This window comes from Pseudomonas sp. SWRI81, assembly GCF_014268545.1.
Classification (GTDB): domain Bacteria; phylum Pseudomonadota; class Gammaproteobacteria; order Pseudomonadales; family Pseudomonadaceae; genus Aquipseudomonas; species Aquipseudomonas hamedanensis.
In genome coordinates this window covers 283,249-301,113 of sequence record NZ_JABWQS010000001.1, presented here as the reverse complement: position 1 = coordinate 301,113, position 17,865 = coordinate 283,249, and the positions used below count along the sequence as shown (strand labels likewise).

12 protein-coding genes are annotated in these 17,865 nt (G+C 59.6%); 6 read left to right on the top strand and 6 right to left on the bottom strand.

Annotated features, from left to right (window positions below):
- Nucleotides 1-128: 128 nt before the first annotated feature.
- On the top strand, nucleotides 129-1,580 hold the full coding sequence (locus tag HU765_RS01295) for a mannose-1-phosphate guanylyltransferase/mannose-6-phosphate isomerase (protein WP_186551323.1): 1,452 nt from the start codon (nucleotides 129-131) through the stop codon (nucleotides 1,578-1,580).
- Nucleotides 1,581-1,659: 79 nt separating this feature from the next.
- On the opposite strand, the gene HU765_RS01290 is transcribed toward HU765_RS01295, so the two are convergent.
- Together HU765_RS01290 and HU765_RS01285 are read right to left on the bottom strand one after the other, a co-directional pair.
- Entirely contained in the window at nucleotides 1,660-4,365 is a 2,706-nt protein-coding gene (locus tag HU765_RS01290) for an RHS repeat-associated core domain-containing protein (RefSeq protein WP_186618750.1), read from the bottom strand.
- 115 nt (nucleotides 4,366-4,480) lie between these two features.
- Complete coding sequence (locus tag HU765_RS01285) at nucleotides 4,481-7,312, bottom strand: RHS repeat protein (protein ID WP_186618749.1); 2,832 nt, start codon at nucleotides 7,310-7,312, stop codon at nucleotides 4,481-4,483.
- Nucleotides 7,313-7,481: 169 nt separating this feature from the next.
- Between HU765_RS01285 and HU765_RS01280 the strand changes: the two genes are divergently transcribed.
- From HU765_RS01280 to HU765_RS01270, 3 genes are all read left to right on the top strand, one after another.
- Nucleotides 7,482-7,946, top strand: coding sequence for a multidrug transporter (locus tag HU765_RS01280; RefSeq protein WP_186618748.1), 465 nt, complete (start codon nucleotides 7,482-7,484; stop codon nucleotides 7,944-7,946).
- 37 nt (nucleotides 7,947-7,983) lie between these two features.
- A complete protein-coding gene (locus HU765_RS01275) occupies nucleotides 7,984-8,808 on the top strand; it encodes an SDR family oxidoreductase (RefSeq protein ID WP_186618747.1) in 825 nt (274 codons plus the stop codon).
- Between the two features lie 175 nt (nucleotides 8,809-8,983).
- Entirely contained in the window at nucleotides 8,984-10,258 is a 1,275-nt protein-coding gene (locus tag HU765_RS01270) for a hypothetical protein (RefSeq protein ID WP_186618746.1), read from the top strand.
- A 54-nt stretch (nucleotides 10,259-10,312) separates the two neighbouring features.
- Here HU765_RS01270 and HU765_RS01265 read toward each other — a convergent pair whose 3' ends face one another.
- From HU765_RS01265 to HU765_RS01250, 4 genes are all read right to left on the bottom strand, one after another.
- Nucleotides 10,313-11,179 carry an HlyD family secretion protein gene (locus HU765_RS01265; protein WP_186618745.1) on the bottom strand — a complete coding sequence of 289 codons (867 nt, stop codon included), beginning with the start codon at nucleotides 11,177-11,179 and terminating at the stop codon, nucleotides 10,313-10,315.
- 25 nt (nucleotides 11,180-11,204) lie between these two features.
- The gene (locus tag HU765_RS01260) at nucleotides 11,205-11,405 is read right to left on the bottom strand and encodes a DUF1656 domain-containing protein (RefSeq protein ID WP_186551330.1); all 201 of its coding nucleotides are present in this window, start codon (nucleotides 11,403-11,405) and stop codon (nucleotides 11,205-11,207) included.
- Nucleotides 11,395-13,587, bottom strand: coding sequence for an FUSC family protein (locus HU765_RS01255; RefSeq protein WP_186618744.1), 2,193 nt, complete (start codon nucleotides 13,585-13,587; stop codon nucleotides 11,395-11,397). Before HU765_RS01255 ends, HU765_RS01260 begins: the two co-directional genes overlap by 11 nt.
- Nucleotides 13,588-13,725: 138 nt before the next feature.
- Nucleotides 13,726-15,225 carry an efflux transporter outer membrane subunit gene (locus HU765_RS01250; protein WP_186618743.1) on the bottom strand — a complete coding sequence of 500 codons (1,500 nt, stop codon included), beginning with the start codon at nucleotides 15,223-15,225 and terminating at the stop codon, nucleotides 13,726-13,728.
- A gap of 275 nt (nucleotides 15,226-15,500) precedes the next feature.
- Between HU765_RS01250 and HU765_RS01245 the strand changes: the two genes are divergently transcribed.
- Both HU765_RS01245 and HU765_RS01240 read left to right on the top strand, forming a co-directional pair.
- On the top strand, nucleotides 15,501-16,469 hold the full coding sequence (locus tag HU765_RS01245) for a LysR family transcriptional regulator (RefSeq protein WP_186618742.1): 969 nt from the start codon (nucleotides 15,501-15,503) through the stop codon (nucleotides 16,467-16,469).
- A gap of 417 nt (nucleotides 16,470-16,886) precedes the next feature.
- Nucleotides 16,887-17,261: a DUF6124 family protein gene (locus HU765_RS01240; RefSeq protein WP_186618741.1), complete on the top strand. Its 375-nt coding sequence runs from the start codon at nucleotides 16,887-16,889 to the stop codon at nucleotides 17,259-17,261.
- Nucleotides 17,262-17,865: the final 604 nt, after the last annotated feature.

Genomic DNA, 17,865 nt, shown 5'->3' with positions numbered 1-17,865 from the left:
CTTGTGGGAGCGGGCTTGCTCGCGAAAGCGGTCCGACATTCAACATTCATGTCGACTGATACACCGCCTTCGGGGGCAAGCCCCCTCCCACAGGGCTCTAACCAAATTGATTTTATGGAGTAAACATTATGATTCCGGTGATCTTGTCAGGTGGTAGCGGTTCGCGTCTGTGGCCTCTTTCGCGCAAGCAGTTCCCCAAGCAATTTCTCGCCCTGACCGGCGAACACACGCTGTTTCAGCAAACCCTCGAGCGCCTGGTGTTCGAAGGCATGGACACCCCGATCGTGGTCTGCAACAAGGATCACCGTTTTATCGTCAACGAGCAGTTGGCCAACCGCAATCTGGAATGCCAGCGCATCCTGATGGAGCCGTTCGGGCGCAACACCGCGCCGGCCGTGGCGCTGACCGCGATGATGCTGGTCAATGAAGGTCGCGACGAGTTGATGCTGGTGCTGCCGGCCGACCACGTACTGGAAGACCAGAAAGCCCTGCAACGCGCCCTCGCCCTGGCCACCGTCGCTGCCGAGAACGGCGAAATGGTGCTGTTCGGCGTGCCGGCAACCAAACCGGAAACCGGCTATGGCTACATCAAGTCCACTGCCGATTCGCTGCTGCCTGAAGGCGTCAGCCGGGTCGCGCACTTCGTGGAGAAGCCGGACGTCAAACGTGCCACCGAATACGTCGAATCCGGTGGCTACTACTGGAACAGCGGCATGTTCCTGTTCCGCGCCAGCCGCTTCCTCGAAGAGCTGAAAAAGCACGATCCGGACATCTACGACACTTGCCTGCTGACCCTTGAGCGCAGCCAGCAGGACGCCGACACCATCACCTTCGACGAAGCCACCTTCGCCTGCTGCCCGGACAATTCCATCGACTACTCGGTGATGGAGAAAACCCAGCGCGCCTGCGTCGTGCCGCTGACTGCCGGCTGGAGCGATGTCGGTTGCTGGTCGTCGCTGTGGGAAGTCAACGAGAAAGACGCCAACGGCAACGTCAGCAAAGGCGATGTGGTGATTCAGGACAGCAAGAACTGCATGATCCACGGCAACGGCAAACTGGTGTCGGTGATCGGCCTGGAAAACATCGTCGTGGTCGAAACCAAGGACGCGATGATGATTGCCCACAAGGACAAGGTCCAGGGCGTCAAGCAGATGGTCAACACCCTCAACGCCCAGGGCCGCAGCGAAACCCAGAACCACTGCGAAGTCTATCGTCCGTGGGGTTCCTACGATTCGGTGGACATGGGCGGGCGTTTCCAGGTCAAGCACATCTCGGTCAAACCGGGCGCGTGCCTGTCGCTGCAGATGCACCATCACCGCGCCGAACACTGGATCGTGGTCAGCGGCACCGCCGAAGTGACCTGCGACGACAACGTGTTTCTGCTCTGTGAAAACCAGTCGACCTACATCCCGATCGCCTCGGTGCATCGCCTGCGCAACCCAGGCAAGATCCCGCTGGAAATCATCGAAGTGCAATCGGGCAGCTACCTGGGCGAAGACGATATCGAACGCTTCGAAGATATCTACGGCCGCTCCACCCCGATCGAACGCGGCGTGTCGGTGAAAACCATCGCGCAGTAATCGCTCGCTGAAACAAGAAGCCCTCGTCCAGCCCGTTGCGTCCCCTATCCGCAGCGGGTTGGGCGGGGGCTTTTTTTACTTAGCGCATCGGCCAATACACCTGTGTTTGCGTAGTAAATCTCTTGGGATCCTCAGGGTCGAAATCCGGGGCTTTGAAAATATTCCCTTCCCCTCTCTTTTTATAAAAGTCATCTGCCCGAAAGACATCCCCCCCTTCAAAATCCGGAGTTGGAAAAGAATGCGGATCCTTGGGGTCGGCCGGAATCATTGGCACAAAGTCCGATATGAATGTATCCGAGAGGTCCATGCCCGCTTGTTGCAGAAACTGTAACGTGTGAATTTTCTGCTCCATGTGGGGCTTATAATGACCGCTCTTATTTTCGATGAATGCTATGCGTCCCTCATAAAGTGTCATCAGACCTGCATCCAGAACTCTGCCGCCACCAAAAGCACTGCTGTGGTGGACTTTATTATCCTGCCTTTTGAAAATCACAAGCTGTTTGTCATGCGGTGCTTCTTCGCTCCAGCCCAGTACATAATTCATTTGCGAATATTTCCAATTATCCGCGTTGGTCTTTTTGGGTGTTTCTCCCGTCAGAACCTTTCCTCGATGGATGAACTCGGCCGAAGAAGTTAAAAGGCTTGTTTCGCCTGAAGGCGAGGTTGCATATATACGCTTATCCTTTATCGAAACGGTGTGGGCCGCACGTTCTTCTCGCGACATATAATGCACCCCTTGATACTGGCGAGATGCCGGCCGTGTGCGTGACGGGTCTGAGATATTCTCAGCGACAAACTCAGCCCGACGCTTTATGCCCAACATGGGATGGACCAAGGCAGCGGGTCGCGTTTCGGGAAGCAGTACGTCACGGACGTGTCGCCATCTTTCACCGACCAGTCCTTCAGCATCCACTTTGCTGGCCGGGTTATTCGTAACCATTGCGAAAAAATTCAATCCATCCACCGCTCCGGCAGGATCCGGATTCAGCCATCGCTGCCATTCAGGCAGGTAATAGCGAAACCCATAGTAATAAAGCCCCGTTGCATCCCGCTCCTTGCCCGAATAGCGCACCGTTTTATAACTGACTTGCACGGCATCACCGTCCACCCACGCCGTGCCGCCAAATGGGTAATAGGCTTCCCGCGAGATGATGCTGGCGTCCTGATCGAGCTCCAGCGTGATTGAACCCAGATGATCCGTCAGGCTGAAGCGTTGTTGATTGTTGACAAGCTGCTCCGGCCTTTCCGTCACCCAGTGCAACACTCGTATACTCCCGCGCCCGGTCTGCACGTCAATCACCTGCAGGTTTTCACCCGTGCCGCTATGGGTGCGTATTTCCAGACCTGGCAAATAAAGGGTTTCGATGAAATTGGTTTGCGATTTGCTCAGCAATGAACGGAGCTTGCGCACGCGTTTGCCTGCGGCGTCGTAGCTATAGCATTCGTTATCGTCAGCTCGCTCCGCTCTGTCATTGCGCACGACTGTGCGCACTTCGCTGAGCTGGTTTCGCAGGTTCCAGTGCAGTGCTTGTCCCGGTTGCAGACTGAGCAGATTGCCATTGCCGTCGAAACCGTTCTGAAAGTCTTCTTCGCTCGGTTCCACGCCTTCGCGTACGGGCAAACAGCGGTTGCTGCGGACATCGGCGACCAGCCGGTGGCCGGGGCTTTGCGCTCCGACGTGGGTCAGTTCAAGGAGATTGTTACCTTCGTCATAGCGGTAGGTCTGGCAGTAATTGGCCAGACTGTCCGAGCGCTCGGACAGAGGGCCGTGAGTGGACGTCAGCGCCTCAAACCCGGTCGCCTTAATCAGTTGGGACAGCGTGTCGTAGACAAAACGGCGAGTCGGCTCGATACGCTGATTGGCGAAATAACGGATCGGCAGCGCCGCTTCTTCGATGCTCAGCACATTGCCGAGCGCATCGTACTCGAAACGCTGGTCCTGCACCGGTGCCTGCTGGCCGAGCCGGGACAGCAACCGTCGCAGCCGGCCGTTTTCAGCGTCGTATTCAAGAAGGGTCACTACGCCGTTACCCGCCACCTGTGTCTCAACCTGACCGGCAGCGTTGCGGGCAATGGCGCCGACCATCGGCAACCACTGCGTGGTTCCACCCAAACGTAAATCCACGGCGGCCAACTCGCCGTCCAGCGAATGACTGAATCGCTGCTCGTTAGCCTGGGCATCGGTTTGCGACTGCACATTGCCCAGCGGACTCATGCGCATGCGGGTGACGAAACCGGCAGTCGCCCCTGCGGTGAGACGGCGTTCCTGCTCCAACACCGCACCGGTCAGTCCATAATCGTTGAACAGTAGCGTGCCCGCCGGGTCATCGTGGCGGATCAAGCGTCCACATTGGTTGCGTTCACTCAACGCTGCATCGCCATAGGCAAGCTGCTCAGTGATTGCTCCATTTTCGGTAATCGCAACCGGTCTCATCTGGTCGTCATACTCAAGCTTGCGCCAGGTGCCGCGGCCATCCCACTCCTCCAGCAACTGGCCACTCTCGCCCCATAAGCCGACACGCCATCCGGCATCGACCGAGAGTCTGCCCGTGACCCTGGCGGAGAACGAGTTCACCGTGACCACATTGGCCTGCACCGCCTGCGCGAACCGTGGGTCCAGCTGCGCAGTCATTCGACCGAGCGAATCATGGGCCACGCGATTGATCCGCGCCTGCGCGGGACGGCTGTCTTGACGCCAATAATCCACGGCACGAATCGTCAAGCGGCGTGGGTCGAAGGCTGTTACCTGTGGCGTAAGGCAATGAATGAGCATGGCTTGCGGCATTGTTGAGAGCTCCTCGGGCAACCCGCCCCTTGCAGATCCGGTCACTCACACCGGGTCATATCCATTGATAGTCAATAATCTTTGCCTGCCCGTTGCCGACTGAGCGGGAGCTTTTTCAGCTGTGGGTATTTTGCCGCCGTGGTTTTGGCCGGGCATAGCCGCCCATTGATTGCTGCCTCCCCGCGTAGGGTTTTGGCGCCACCAGGCCAATGAAGTCCTGCGTGCGCTCCAGCGCCTGAACGGTGCTCGAGGTTTGAATGGACAGGTCGGATACTGCTTCGAAGAGCTGAGCGTCTGAATTGCCGGCAGTTGCCAGCTCGGTCACGATGGCCTGCGTTCGGAAGGTTGCCATATCGATGTCTGCCGGAATGTCTTCCCACGTTTGACTCAACGCCTCTGCATTCAGCCCTCTGGCTGCAAGGGCAAACTCCCGCCCCGTCTGAACCAGCCCCGGTGCCTGCGATCCAAGCTTGTCGCCGACGACCGACATCAGCTTGCCCTCAGCCTTGGTGCGAGCGATTTTTACCAGCCTTGATCGTCCCTCTGGCGTACGAGGATCATGTGCGACCAGTTGCAGTTTCACTTGGGCAAGACTTTGCTGTTTTTTGGGTTCGACGCTTTCGACGAAAGCCTTGGGGTTCATCTCCCGCCCTGTGAAGTTGATCGAGCGGTTCAACTGATAGGTATCCACGACTTTACCAATGGCAGCGTCCGCCAACTTGCCGCCGGCTTGCGTACCCAGCTTCGTCCCCAGCGCACCGCCCATCGGCCCGAGCGCGCCACCCAATCCGCCGCCTATAGCCCCGCCTAACGTTTGAGCGCCCGCGCTCACCGCGTGGCTGGCCAACTGCGTAACGACTCGCCTGCCAAGCGCCCGAAAGCGGTGTCGCGCCTGGGTATGGTTGAGCAACGCGTTTCTGACGTCAGCGGCTGCCGAAGTCATTGATTCGAGCAAAGCGCTTTGCTTCTGTGCACTGCCTGCCAGCGCTGAGGTATCGGCCTTGCCGCCGCCATCACTGTCCACGTAGCGGATGGGCGAGTTGCCGACCATTTGGTAAAGGTTCGGCCCATCGACAAACCCTTTGGGATCGGGATTCAACCAGCGCTGGCGCCACGGCATGTAATAGCGATACCCGTAGTAATAAAGCCCGGTGGCGTCGCGTTCCTTACCGCAGTAACGCACGGTTTTGTAGCTGACATCAGGCTCGTCGGCCCATGCAGTCGCACCAAATGGATAGAAGTGCTCGCGGCTGATCAGCTGTGCATCAGCGTCCAGCTCAAGGCTGAGCGAACCCAGATGATCGCTGAAACTGTATCGGTAGAGATCATTGGCGCCCGCCGGAGGCGGACTTGCCCAATGCAGGACGCGGACGCTGTTGAGTCCGGTCTGAACGGTGATCACTTGCAAGCTCTCACCCGTGCCAGTGTCTGTGCGCAACTCCAGCGACGGCAGATAACGCACCTGCGCCAGAAGACTGCGCGCACCCGTCTGTGACGAACACGTTTTGCATACCCGCTGACCGGCGCCGTCATAGCGATAGCTTTCGCAATCGTCCGCGCCTGATTGACGTTGCACGGTCACCACTGAATGGAGTTGATTGCGCAGATTCCACTGCAACTGGCGTCCCTGATCCAGCACCAGCAAATTGCCAAGTGCGTCGAACGCTGCGCCGATCTCTGCCTCATCGGGCGGCTCGCCGTTGCGCCATGGCAGGCAACGATTGCTGTAGCGCGCGGCCTGCATATCATGACCGGGACTTTGCGCGCCGACATGGGTCAGCGTGAGCAGGTTGCCGCCGGCATCATAACGATAGTTCTGCGTGTAATTGGCCACGGCTGTCGGCCCGCCACCACCCGCGCCGGCCTCCCAACCCGTGGCTTGGCGCAACTGGTAAAGCGTGTCGTAGCGGAAACGACTGATCGGCTCGATGCGCTGGTTGGCGAAGTGGCGAACCGGCAATGCCAGGTCTTCAATGCTTGTTACATTGCCCATCCGGTCATAGGCATACAGCAAGTGTTGCAATACGGTGCCCAGTCGGTCCTGAGCATGACGCGTGAGCAACCGGCCGTCTTCGGGACGGTAACTCAGCGCGGTCAGTACACCGTTGCCCGCCCGTTCCTGGGTGACCTGCCCTTCGGCGTTGTAGCGAATATCGCTGACCAGCGTATGCGCCTCGGCGTGAGATTCGAGCTGCAGATCAACCGCCCGCAGCCCCCCATCCAGGGTCAGCGCGAAGCTCTGCCGATGACCACGGGCATCCACCTGTTCGAGCAGCGATCCCTGCGGCGCAAAGCGCCACTGTGTGGTTGCCCCTACTCCGGGTTCAAGCAGCTTCTGCCGATCAGCCACGGCTTCAGGCCAATCCGGGGCAACCAACTCGGCGCTGAAGTGACGGGTGTTTTCGCTGCACGGCCCGGTGATTGCAAACTGCGCGAAGAGGACGCTGCCCGCCGGATCGTCATGGCGAATCAACTCACCGAGCTGATTGCACAGCGGGTCGCCCGCGCCCGGGCGGCCATAAGTAAAACGCTCGGCACAGTGGCGCGGCACGCCAATGCCTGCCTCGAACACAGCGACCGGTCGCAGCAAGTCATCGTATTCAATCTCGCGAAGCGTGCCCCGGCCATCCCAGCCAAACAGCATCTCGCCAGCCAAGCCATGCAACTGGACGTGAGTTCCCGCATCGGTACTGTCCGAGCGCAGAAGCCTATCGTTCAAGCCATGGACGGCGCGGAGGCTGGCAGGTGCCTGCGGATCAGTCGCTTGCAGCGCCCACAGGCGCGCATCCCATTGTTTGACCGCACGCCCGCCAGCGTCGCGCAAGGTCCGCTCGATCCGGGTTGCACTGGTTTGAGTGTCCTCAGCCCGCCAGTAATTTACTGTCGCGATGCTCAGCCCGCGCGGGTCGCTCACCGCAAGCGTTGGCGTGTTGCTGTGGATGCCCATAGTCCGTCAACGTCCCTGAGTGCCTTTTTCCATAAGAGCAATAACGGGCCGGGACGCCCACTGTCAGAAATTACAGTTCCGACGGACGGTGTGCGGGTAACCGCCGCGAATATCCATTGTGCGACGCCTTCGGTAGGATGGGGCTCATTCACCGACGGAGCGTTCAAGCATGTTCATCGGCATCCTGCTGGTCATCACCTGGCTGATCCTGTTGCTGCGCTATCCGGCCAAGGCCCTGCCTGTTTCGGTGGCGGCGGCGATTGGCCTGGGCTTCGTGGCGATGTGGGTGGTGTGGCTGGACCATCGCGAAATCAAGCAACTGGCGCGCCTGGACCTGCGCATCGCCTATGTACCCGAGCAGTGCCCGGCGGATCGCCCGTTACAACTGAAACTGAGCAATGGCAATAGCGTGCCCCTGACCGAATTGCGCTGGCGCATTGCGGCCTATGCTCCCGGCGACACGGTCAACCTGGCCGACAATCAATACACCGCGCCACGTTACCGTGGCCCGGGCGAATTGCAGGCCGGCGGCACCTGGGAAGACTGTTTGCCCCTGCCGCCGCTGCGCCCCGGTTATCGCCCGCAAACCCTCGAGTTTCGCGCCGAGCATTTGCAGGGTAGTTTCTCCGACTGATCCCCTCCCCCACGTTAGTTTGCACAAGGAATGCGCCATGCCCGTTGCGTTGATTACCGGTTGTTCCAGTGGCATTGGCCGCACCCTTGCCGATGCTTTCAAGATGGCCGGCTACGAAGTCTGGGCCAGTGCGCGCAAGCCTGAAGACGTGGCGGTGCTCAGCTCAGCCGGGTTCACCGCCGTGCAACTCGACGTCAATGACAGTGCCGCGCTGGAACAACTCGGCGAGCGTCTCAACCAGCAACATGGCGGCCTCGATGTGTTGATCAACAATGCCGGGTATGGCGCGATGGGGCCGTTGCTCGATGGCGGCGTGGCGGCCATGCAGCGGCAGTTTGAAACCAACGTATTCTCGATCGTCGGCGTCAGCCGCGCGCTGTTTCCGCTGCTGCGCCGGAGCAAAGGCCTGGTGGTGAATATCGGCAGCGTGTCAGGCGTGCTGGTCACGCCATTTGCCGGTGCCTACTGCGCCTCGAAAGCGGCGGTGCATGCGTTGAGCGATGCGTTGCGCATGGAGCTGGCGCCGTTCGGAATCCGCGTGATGGAGGTGCAGCCAGGGGCCATCGAATCCAGTTTTGCCAAGAACGCCGGACAGGAAGCCGAGCAATTGATCAATGAGCAGTCGCCATGGTTTCCCCTGCGTGAAGGCATTCGCGCGCGGGCCAAGGCCTCGCAGGACAAACCGACACCGACGGTTGAGTTTGCTGCGCAGTTGCTGCAAGCCGTGCAGCGGAACAAGCCGCCACGGTTGATTCGCATTGGTAATGGCAGCCGGGCGTTGCCGTTGCTGGCGGCGTTAGTGCCCAAGGGCTTGCTGGAAACGACGCTGATGAAGCGCTTCGGATTGCGTGGGCAGCTTTGACATCACGCCCACGTGTTGTAGAGAAAACTCACTCACACTTTTTTGCCGAGAGCACCTGTCAACTCTGACAGTAGACCGCTTTGGAGGCACGTCACAAGATAGCGCACGGGGACGGAACGCCTCGCGGATCAATGCCGAAGGGCACTGAACAACGAAACTTCAACCTTGGTGCGCCATGAAGACTGGACAATTGCATAAAACCGGAAGCCCTGATCTGGAGTTCGGACTACAGGGTCAACTTACCCTAAGCCAACTGAATATTCCCGCCGAATTTGAAGGAACACGTCTGGTTAAAGGCCTGGCTTTACAACCCGATGGGAAAATAATTGTCGGGGCAGAACTGTTCAACGGCGTACCGGGGCTTCACGTCTATGCTTTGATGCGTTTGCATGATAATGGCGCCCTTGATGACACATTCGCCATAAAAGGAATCACATCCGGCAGCTTTCTCTATGGTCAACACTGTGGTGGTGAAAAAGTAATGGTGCTGCCCGATGGGAAACTACTGTTACTGGGCTGGACACTTTACAAAGACGGTTGGGCGCATTTGGTCATTGCCCGTTTTGATCAAGAAGGAAACGTCGATGGGGGTTTTGGTGACCGAGGACAATTGGTCATCGAAAACACTGCAACAAACAAGTTGGTAAAAACTTCGCAATCGCTCAGCATCGACGCCGAGGGCAAGTTCTGGGTGACGGCAAACTACGTCGATCCGCAAACATCCGATCACTTCAGCGGGAGTATTTTCAGTATCAACCCGGATGGCGACTGGAATACGGATTTCAATCGAACAGGTCGACTGGATTTCAAAGACACCCAAAGACCCTTCACTACAGTCAACGCCTGTTTGCCACAGGATGGCAGACTCTTGATTGCTGGCAGCACACTTCAGGAAGGTCTGGACACTGCTTATGTCGCTCGACTTACTTCGGATGGTCAACTTGATGACAGTTTCGGCGACCCGCAGACACGCGGAATGCACACCCTTAGAGTCAATGACAGGGATTGTCGATTCAACGACCTGGATCAAAGAATCGACGGCAGCCTGGCGTGCTTTGGTCAGTGCGGGACCGACCTGGAGACAGAAAGCCAAGGCCTGCTGACCCTCCTGACTCCGGATGGAAAGCCTGATCAAAGCTTTAACGAAGGTAATCCCCTGCTTACGCAGCTCGCGCAACAGTCCGGCACTCGCTGGCGTTGTGGCTACGTACAAGCGAATGGTTGCATGGTGGCATTGTCGGGTGATAGCGAACTGTATCTGGCGCGCGTTCTGCCTCAAGGTATCCCCGACAAGGATTTCGGCAACCTGGGCCAGGTAAAACTGGACAATGCGGACTTGGGCCAGCTTCCCCCATTTCAACTGATCAAGCGTTCCGACAACCGCATCCTTTTGTCTTTCAACTTCGAGCATCTGGATGGTCTGGGTCGAATTGACAGCTACCTCGGCTGACAACGCCATCAAATGGATTCAATTGCCTGCTCGCGAATGAGGCGACTCGGTCTGTCAGAGGTTCGCCGGAGTCTGATTCACCACCACCGTGCAGGTAATCCCCGCCGCCAGCAATACCCCCTCCGGCACTTCGTCAATGTGAATCCGCACCGGCACTCGCTGGGCCAACCGCACCCAGTTGAATGTCGGGTTGACGTCGGCGATCAGCTCGCGGCTTTCCGGATTGTCGCGGTCATAGATACCGCGGGAAATACTCTCCACATGGCCCTTGAGCACTTCGCCGCTCATCAACTGCATGTCGGCTTTGTCACCCACTTTGACATGCGGCAGTTTGGTCTCTTCGAAAAAGCCATAAACCCAGAACGAGTTCATGTCGACCACGGCCATTTTCGCCTCGCCGATGCGCGCGTAGTCGCCGCGATGCACATTGAGGTTGGTCACGTAGCCGTCCACCGCGGCGCGCACTTCGGTGCGTTTGAGGTTGAGTTCGGCAGCCTCCAGTTGCGCCTGGGCGTGTTGGTAGTCGGCCAGCGCGGCGTCGGCGATGTTGCTGGCGTCGTCGCGGTTTTCCCTGGAGATCACCAGGTTGTCCAGATCGGCGCGGCGATGGGCGTTGACCTTGCGCATCTCCCAGGTCGACTTGCGCGAAGCGACCAGCGACTGCGCCTGCTTGACGGCGATGCGGTAATGCTCGGGATCGATGCGCATCAGCAAGTCCCCCTTCTTCACCAACTGATTGTCACGCACCGGCACTTCGACCACTTCGCCGGTAACGTCGGCGGCGACGTTGATGATGTCGGCGCGCACGCGGCCATCGCGGGTCCACGGCGTGTTCATGTAATGCTCCCACAAGGTGCGGCCGATCCACAGCGCCAGGGCCAGCACCAGCAGGGTCGCGAGCAGGCTGAAAAACTTTTTCATCAGAGCCTTCTTTAGAGACAGAGAGTCAACGGTAGATAGTCAGCGCCATGGCGCCAAACAGACAGGTAAACAGGCTCAGGCGCAGCAGCGCCGGGTGCCAGAAAAAGCGGTACAGGTCGAACCCCGAAAGAAACCGATCCACCGCCCAGGCCAGTGCCGCAGCGATGAAAAACATCAGGGTCATGGTCGGCATGTACACGCCGTGGAAGGCGATTTCACGAGGCATGGGCAAGTCCTTCGGGCCTGGCGGGAGCGAATTCGGCGAGCGGTGATTGCGGGTCGAGCAGCGAGGTGCGGATGAAATGCAGATAGCTTTTCACCCGGCGCAACGCCGACGTGTCGAAGTGCGGCGCGAACGGCTCATCGGTGGCGGCGACGCGGCTGATGGCGTGATCGACGGCGACCAGTGCGCGCTCAAGATTGCTCGCGTTGGGTTGCAGAAACAGACGCACCAGCGCCCGGCCCATCACACGGATTGACTGGCGCCAGGGCTGCGACTCGGCATAGGCCGGGTGCACCGGCAGGATCGCCTGTTCCTTGCGCAACTCGATGATCGCGTGGCCAACTTCCAGCACCACGAACATCCAGCGCAGAAGACGTTTCTGCACCTTCGGTTGCCCGGCCGCGAGTCCATAAGCCTGGTGCAACAGATCGCGGGTACGGCTCTCGAAACTCGAGGCCAGGCCTTTAAGCTTGCCGCTGATCGCATAGACCACTTGCCCGCGCAAATCCTGCTCCAGGCGTTGCCACAACCAGCGGCTGTTGGGCGGCAGAATAATCGCCCCGGCGGCCGCGCACACCAGCATGCCCATGACCATGGCGATGTAGTCGTTGATGAAGGCGTAAGGGTTGTAAACGGTCAGGTTGTCCGGCACCGAACCGGTGCTGAAAAAGATCAGCAAACCGAGGCCGACACCGGCGTATTGTGGCCGCGAAGCGAGGAACGAGCCGAACACGATCACCGGTGCGAGCATCACGCACAGCAAAGGAAAACCATCGATCCACGGAAAGATGAAAAACATCTCGACGAAGCCAATCAAGGCGCCGAGAAAAGTCCCGCAAGCCATTTGAAAGGCCATGCGTTTCGGGTTTGGCGTCGCCGCGGACAAGCCGACAGTCGCCGCGGCAATCAGGGTCATGGTGGCACCGCTCGGCCACGCGGTGGCGACCCAGTAACTGCCCAGCACGATCAGGATGAATGAAGCACGAATCCCCGAAGCCGCGGCCGCCCACCAGTTGGTTTGCGGGGTGAAGGGTTCGTCCCAGCGTTCGCGTTCGTGGCGGTGATCGGCCAGCGACGCGTGGGTCTGTGCATAACTGTGCAGGTCATCAACGAAGCGATACAGCAATTCATAAGCGGTGTGAAAATCCAGCTGCTCGGCCTCGCTCGGCTGGCTCTGCTGAAAAATCCCGCGCAAGCTGCGCACGCGTGCCGGCAAGCCTTCCTTGTACGTCGCAAGCGCCGTGGCCAAGCGTGCCGCATCGGGGCTGGTCAAGGCACGACCGCTAAAGCCGTCGAGCACTTCGGCGAGATCCTGCAACCCCGGTCTGATCGCCGCCACCACGTGTTCTTCAGCGTTGCCGCGCAGGCGTTCGAGCAATTGATGAAGTGCGTTGAACCGCGTGGTGATGCCCATGAACTCGCTGTTCAAACGGCTCAGGCGACCGTTGCGTCGGCGCATGTGCGGGTCTTCGAACACGGTCACGCTGCGCAGCCCTTCCAGGCCCACCGCTTCGGCGATGAAGCGCACGTTGCTGGCTTCGAAAGACTCGGCTTTGCTGCGCCCACGCAGGCCATCGGTGACGAACAACGCGAACACGCCGAAGCGCTGATACAAAGCGTTGCGCATCGCCGCGCTGGCAGTTTGCGGCAGGATCGCGGCGCTGATCAGCGTCGAGCAAAGAATCCCCAGCGAGATTTCCAGCACCCGCCAGACCGCCGCCATGAAGGCGCCGTCCGGGTGCGCGAGCGCCGGCAAACCGACCATCGCCGCGGTATAACCGGCGAGCACAAAACCGTAGGCGCGAAAGTTACGGCAGCGCGCGGCACCGGCCGAGCAGAGGCCGACCCAGATCGCCAGCGCGCCGAGAAACAGTTCGGTGTTCTGCGCGAACAAGGCGATCAGCGTGACCATCACCGCCGACCCGGCCAACGTGCCGAGAAAGCGGTAGAAACTCTTGGCAAACACCTGACCACTCTGCGGCTGCATCACGATGAACACGGTGATCATTGCCGTGCGCGGCTGCGGCAATTCCAGACGCATGGCCAGCCACAGCGTGAGGAACGCAGCGATCAGCACCTTGAAGATATACACCCAGGTCACGCCATCGCTGCGTGCCCAGTCGAAGAAACCGCGGCGCCATTCCAGGGAGTAGAGCCAGCGTAAAGGGGTGGGCAAAGAGGTCATTCGTTAGCGCTCAAATTTGGGCATGACACGGTCCCTGTAGGAGTGAGCCTGCTCGCGATAGCGGTGTGTCAGCTGACATTTGCTTTGCCTGACACAACGCTATCGCGAGCAGGCTCACTCCTACAGGGGGTTGTGTGTTCAACGCAGGAGTGCCGGTTTTTTTGGGGCCTGGGTTTGCTCGGCAGTCGGCACGTCATTACCGGCACCCAGTCCACCGCCGAGCGCCGTCACCAGCTCGGCGTGCGCACTCAGGCGCGCCGCCTGCACCTGCTGCTGCACTTGTTGCTGTTTGAACAGCAAAGTCTGCGCATTCAGTACATTGAGGTAATCGGTCAGCCCGCGCTGATACGCGATCATTGCGATGTCGTAAGTCTTCTGCGCTGCGGCTACGGACTCGGCGGCGAACGCCTGCTGTTTGTCCATCGACTCGCGGCGAATCAACTGATCGGAGATATTTTTCAGCGCGTTGACCAGCGTCTGGTTGTAATGCGCCACGGCGACGTCGTAGCCAGCGGACGCTTCACCCAGTTCAGCGCGCAGACGCCCACCGTCGAAGATCGGCAACGAAACCGCCGGGCCGACGCTGTAGTTGAGTTTCTTGCCGGTCAAGAACTCCAGCGCCCCGCCGCCGGTGGCCATGTAGCCGAGGCTGCCGACCAGATCGACGTTGGGATAGAACCCGGCATGAGCGACATCGATGCCACGGGCTTGTGCCGCCACTTGCCACCGGCTGGCGACGACGTCCGGGCGTTGCCCGAGCAGTTCGGCGGGCAGTGCCGAAGGCAACTTCAACGGTGCCGCGAGGGATAAAGTCGGGCGCTGCAACTGCGCACCGGCGCCCGGGCCTTTCCCGGCCAGCGCGGCAATCTGGTTGCGGCTGAGGGCGATTTCTTCGTCGAGCGCATCGAGTTGTCGATGGGTTTCCGGCAGCGGTCCTTCGGCCTGGCTGACTTCGAAGTGAGTGCCGATGCCGCCACTCAGGCGTTTCTGCGCCAGGTCGAGAATCTGCTGTTGCTGCTTGAGCGTCGCCGCGGCGATGTCGCGCTGAGCGTAATGCAGCGACAGCTCGATGTAGGCACGGACCAGGTTGTTCTGTAACTCCAGCTGCGCCTGCCGCGCCTCGGCGGCGCTCACGTGCGCCAGATCCACCGCGCGTTCGCTGGCATTGCTTTCGCGGCCCCAGAGGTCAAGGGCGTAGCTCAAGCCCAGCGCGGCGTTGTTGTCCCAGGTCGTGCTGTTGGCCAGCTCACCCGGACCGTAGAACTGATCGGTCGGCCAGTTGTGGCGCTTGAGCGTCGATTCGCCGCTTACTTGTAATGATTCGGCCGCTTCGGCGACACCGGCCATCGCCCTGGCCTGACGCACCCGCGCCGCCGCCATGGCCATGCTCGGGCTGCCCTGCACGGCGAGGTCGATCCAGCGATTGAGTTGCGGGTCGCCAAACGCTTGCCACCATTGCGCAGTGGGCCAGTGGGCGTCTTTGGCGGCCTCGGCAATGGCTGCATCGGTGGCCAGTGAATCGGCCTGCAACGCCTTGCCTTGCGGGGCAATGCCTTGGGTTGAGATGCAGCCGCCGAGAGCCAGGGAAAAAACCAGAACACTGAGCGGCAAAAGCGCTCTGTTGATGCGACGCGGCACAGCTGCGAATTCCTGAGAGAGGGGAAGAACCGAGACCCTGTGGGAGCGGGCTTGCTCGCGAAAGCGTTCTGTCAGCCGACAGACACGTTGCAGGTAAAATCGCCTTCGCGAGCAAGCCCGCTCCCACAACGGCGCAATTCTATGGAGGTGCCTGAGCGGCGATAAGCTGGGATTTCTGTGAATCTTTGTTACGGTTAACGAGATAATCCCTTGGTCGGGGGTCTCAGCCCCTGAAACTTCGTGTCACAATTTGCCATCTCCCTTGAGAGCACCCCATGGACACTTTGCAAAACATGCGCGCCTTCAGTTGTGTCGCCGAAGCCGGCAGCTTCACCGCCGCCGCCGTGCAACTCGACACCACCACCGCCAACGTCTCGCGCGCGGTTTCCAACCTCGAAGCCCACCTGCAAACCCGCCTGCTCAATCGCACCACGCGGCGCATCGCCCTGACCGAGGCCGGCAAACGCTACCTGTTGCGCTGCGAACAGATCCTCGCCTACGTCGAAGAAGCCGAAGCGGAAGCCAGCGACGCCCACGCGCGCCCGGCCGGGCAATTGAAAGTGCACACCATGACCGGCATCGGTCAGCACTACGTCATCGACGCCATCGCGCGCTATCGCAAGACCCACCCCGACGTAACCTTCGACCTGACCCTGGCCAACCGCGTGCCGGACCTGCTCGACGAGGGTTACGACGTATCGATCGTGCTCGCCAGCGAATTGCCGGACTCAGGTTTTGTCTCGCAGCGCCTGGGCATCACCTACAGCATCGTCTGCGCCTCCCCGGCCTACGTGAAAGCCAACGGCACCGCGCAAAAACCCAGCGACCTGCTCAACCACGCCTGCCTGCGCCTGGTCAGCCCGGTGATCCCCTTGGAAAAGTGGGCCTTCGACGGCCCGGACGGCCAGGAAATGGTCACCATCAACAGTTCGCCATTCCTGGTGAACTCCGCCGACGCGATGAAAACCGCCATCACCAGCGGCATGGGCATTGGCGTGCTGCCGGTCTACGCCGCGATCGAAGGCCTGCGCAACGGCACGCTGGTGCGGGTGATGCCGAACTACCGCTCGCAGGAACTCAATCTGTATGCGATCTACCCGTCGCGGCAGTATCTGGATGCGAAGATCAAGACGTGGGTGGAGTATTTGCGAGGATCGTTGCCGGAGATTCTGGCGGCGCATCAGGCGGAATTGGCGGCGTATGAATTGAGCGGGAGTCTGGGCGGCGTCCGCGTTGCGACCTGATTTTTAAACACCAGCAGGTTTCGTGTAGGAGCTGACGAGTGCAACGAGGCTGCGATCTTTAGATCTTGCTGTTTAAAAATCAAAAGATCGCAGCCTACGGCAGCTCCTACATCGCATTGTTTTCACGGAAGTTTCCGACAGGTTTTGCAGGTTGTCCGTCGGAAGTGCGCTGGCTAGGATTTGGCGGTTGCTGACGAATCAGCGACCGGGTCTGGAAAACCCGCAGGATCACAGCGCATGACATAATGCCGCGCTCTTTCAGCGCCGGTATTCAAGTTATGGCGGCTGTACGTGGGAGACCTTCGGGTCTGCCGGGTTTGATCCTTTGCCGGTTTTTCCAGTCCGCGTACAGCTGCCACCCCTTTCGCCTGGAAAACGAAAAAATGGCAGCTCCATTAATCCAAAAGGATCTTTGCCATGTTCAAACCGACACCCAATCCACCCGAATCAGAAAGCACCTCCCCTTACCAATCCCCCGATTCAAAAAAGCTCCACGACGCCGCCGAGCGTGCGCTGGACCACTACCTCAAACCGCCCGCCAGCGCGCAGCAAAGCCACAAACCCAGCAACATGTTCCAGGTCGCCCCGGACCAGGACAACGAAAGCCTGCTGGCCCACGCCTGCGAATCCCTCGCCTCGGCCAGCATCATGAGCAGCGACATCGCCGCCTACGTCGACAGCCCGCAGCGGCACACGATATTGGCCATCCAACAGGTGATCATGCTGGCGGAACTGGCAGTGAACCGGGTGCTGGATAATTACGAAATCCAGCAATCGCCGACACACAATTAAGTCTCTGTGGGAGCGAGCCTGCTCGCCAAGGCTTCTGCACATTCAACATTCGGGTGTCTGATAAACCGCTTTCGCGAGCAGGCTCGCTCCCACAATTCTGGATCGTGTACATCAGCAAGATATGAGTCGCTGTGAGGCCGCCTTCGCTGGCAAGCCAGCTCCCACAGGGACAGGGTGAATCTGGCAGAGATAGGTTGGCTGTGAGGACGCCATCGCGAGCAGGCTCACTCCTACAGTTGGAATGCATACACCAGTGATAAACAGGTCGAATGTCAGATCGCCTTCGCTGGCAAGCCAGCTCCCACAGGGACAGGGTGAATCTGGCAGAGATGAGTTGGCTATGAGGACGTCATCGCGAGCAGGCTCACTCCTACAGTTGGAATGCATACACCAGTGAGAAACAGGTCGGCTGTCAGGCCGCCTTCGCTGGCAAGCCAGCTCCCACAGGGACAGGGGGAATCTGGCAGAGATAGGTTGGCAGTGAGGACGCCATCGCGAGCAGGCTCACTCCTACAGTTGGAATGCATACACCAGTGATAAACAGGTCGAATGTCAGATCGCCTTCGCTGGCAAGCCAGCTCCCACAGGGGCAGGGTGAATCTGG

Excerpts from the sequence above, each read along its gene's own strand:
- HU765_RS01295 (WP_186551323.1), top strand. The coding sequence starts at position 129 with ATGATTCCGGTGATCTTGTCAGGTGGTAGCGGTTCGCGTCTGTGGCCT.
- HU765_RS01290 (WP_186618750.1), bottom strand. The coding sequence starts at position 4,365 with ATGCCGCAAGCCATGCTCATTCATTGCCTTACGCCACAGGTAACAGCC.
- HU765_RS01285 (WP_186618749.1), bottom strand. The coding sequence starts at position 7,312 with ATGGGCATCCACAGCAACACGCCAACGCTTGCGGTGAGCGACCCGCGC.
- HU765_RS01280 (WP_186618748.1), top strand. The coding sequence starts at position 7,482 with ATGTTCATCGGCATCCTGCTGGTCATCACCTGGCTGATCCTGTTGCTG.
- HU765_RS01275 (WP_186618747.1), top strand. The coding sequence starts at position 7,984 with ATGCCCGTTGCGTTGATTACCGGTTGTTCCAGTGGCATTGGCCGCACC.
- HU765_RS01270 (WP_186618746.1), top strand. The coding sequence starts at position 8,984 with ATGAAGACTGGACAATTGCATAAAACCGGAAGCCCTGATCTGGAGTTC.
- HU765_RS01265 (WP_186618745.1), bottom strand. The coding sequence starts at position 11,179 with ATGAAAAAGTTTTTCAGCCTGCTCGCGACCCTGCTGGTGCTGGCCCTG.
- HU765_RS01260 (WP_186551330.1), bottom strand. The coding sequence starts at position 11,405 with ATGCCTCGTGAAATCGCCTTCCACGGCGTGTACATGCCGACCATGACC.
- HU765_RS01255 (WP_186618744.1), bottom strand. The coding sequence starts at position 13,587 with ATGACCTCTTTGCCCACCCCTTTACGCTGGCTCTACTCCCTGGAATGG.
- HU765_RS01245 (WP_186618742.1), top strand. The coding sequence starts at position 15,501 with ATGGACACTTTGCAAAACATGCGCGCCTTCAGTTGTGTCGCCGAAGCC.
- HU765_RS01240 (WP_186618741.1), top strand. The coding sequence starts at position 16,887 with ATGTTCAAACCGACACCCAATCCACCCGAATCAGAAAGCACCTCCCCT.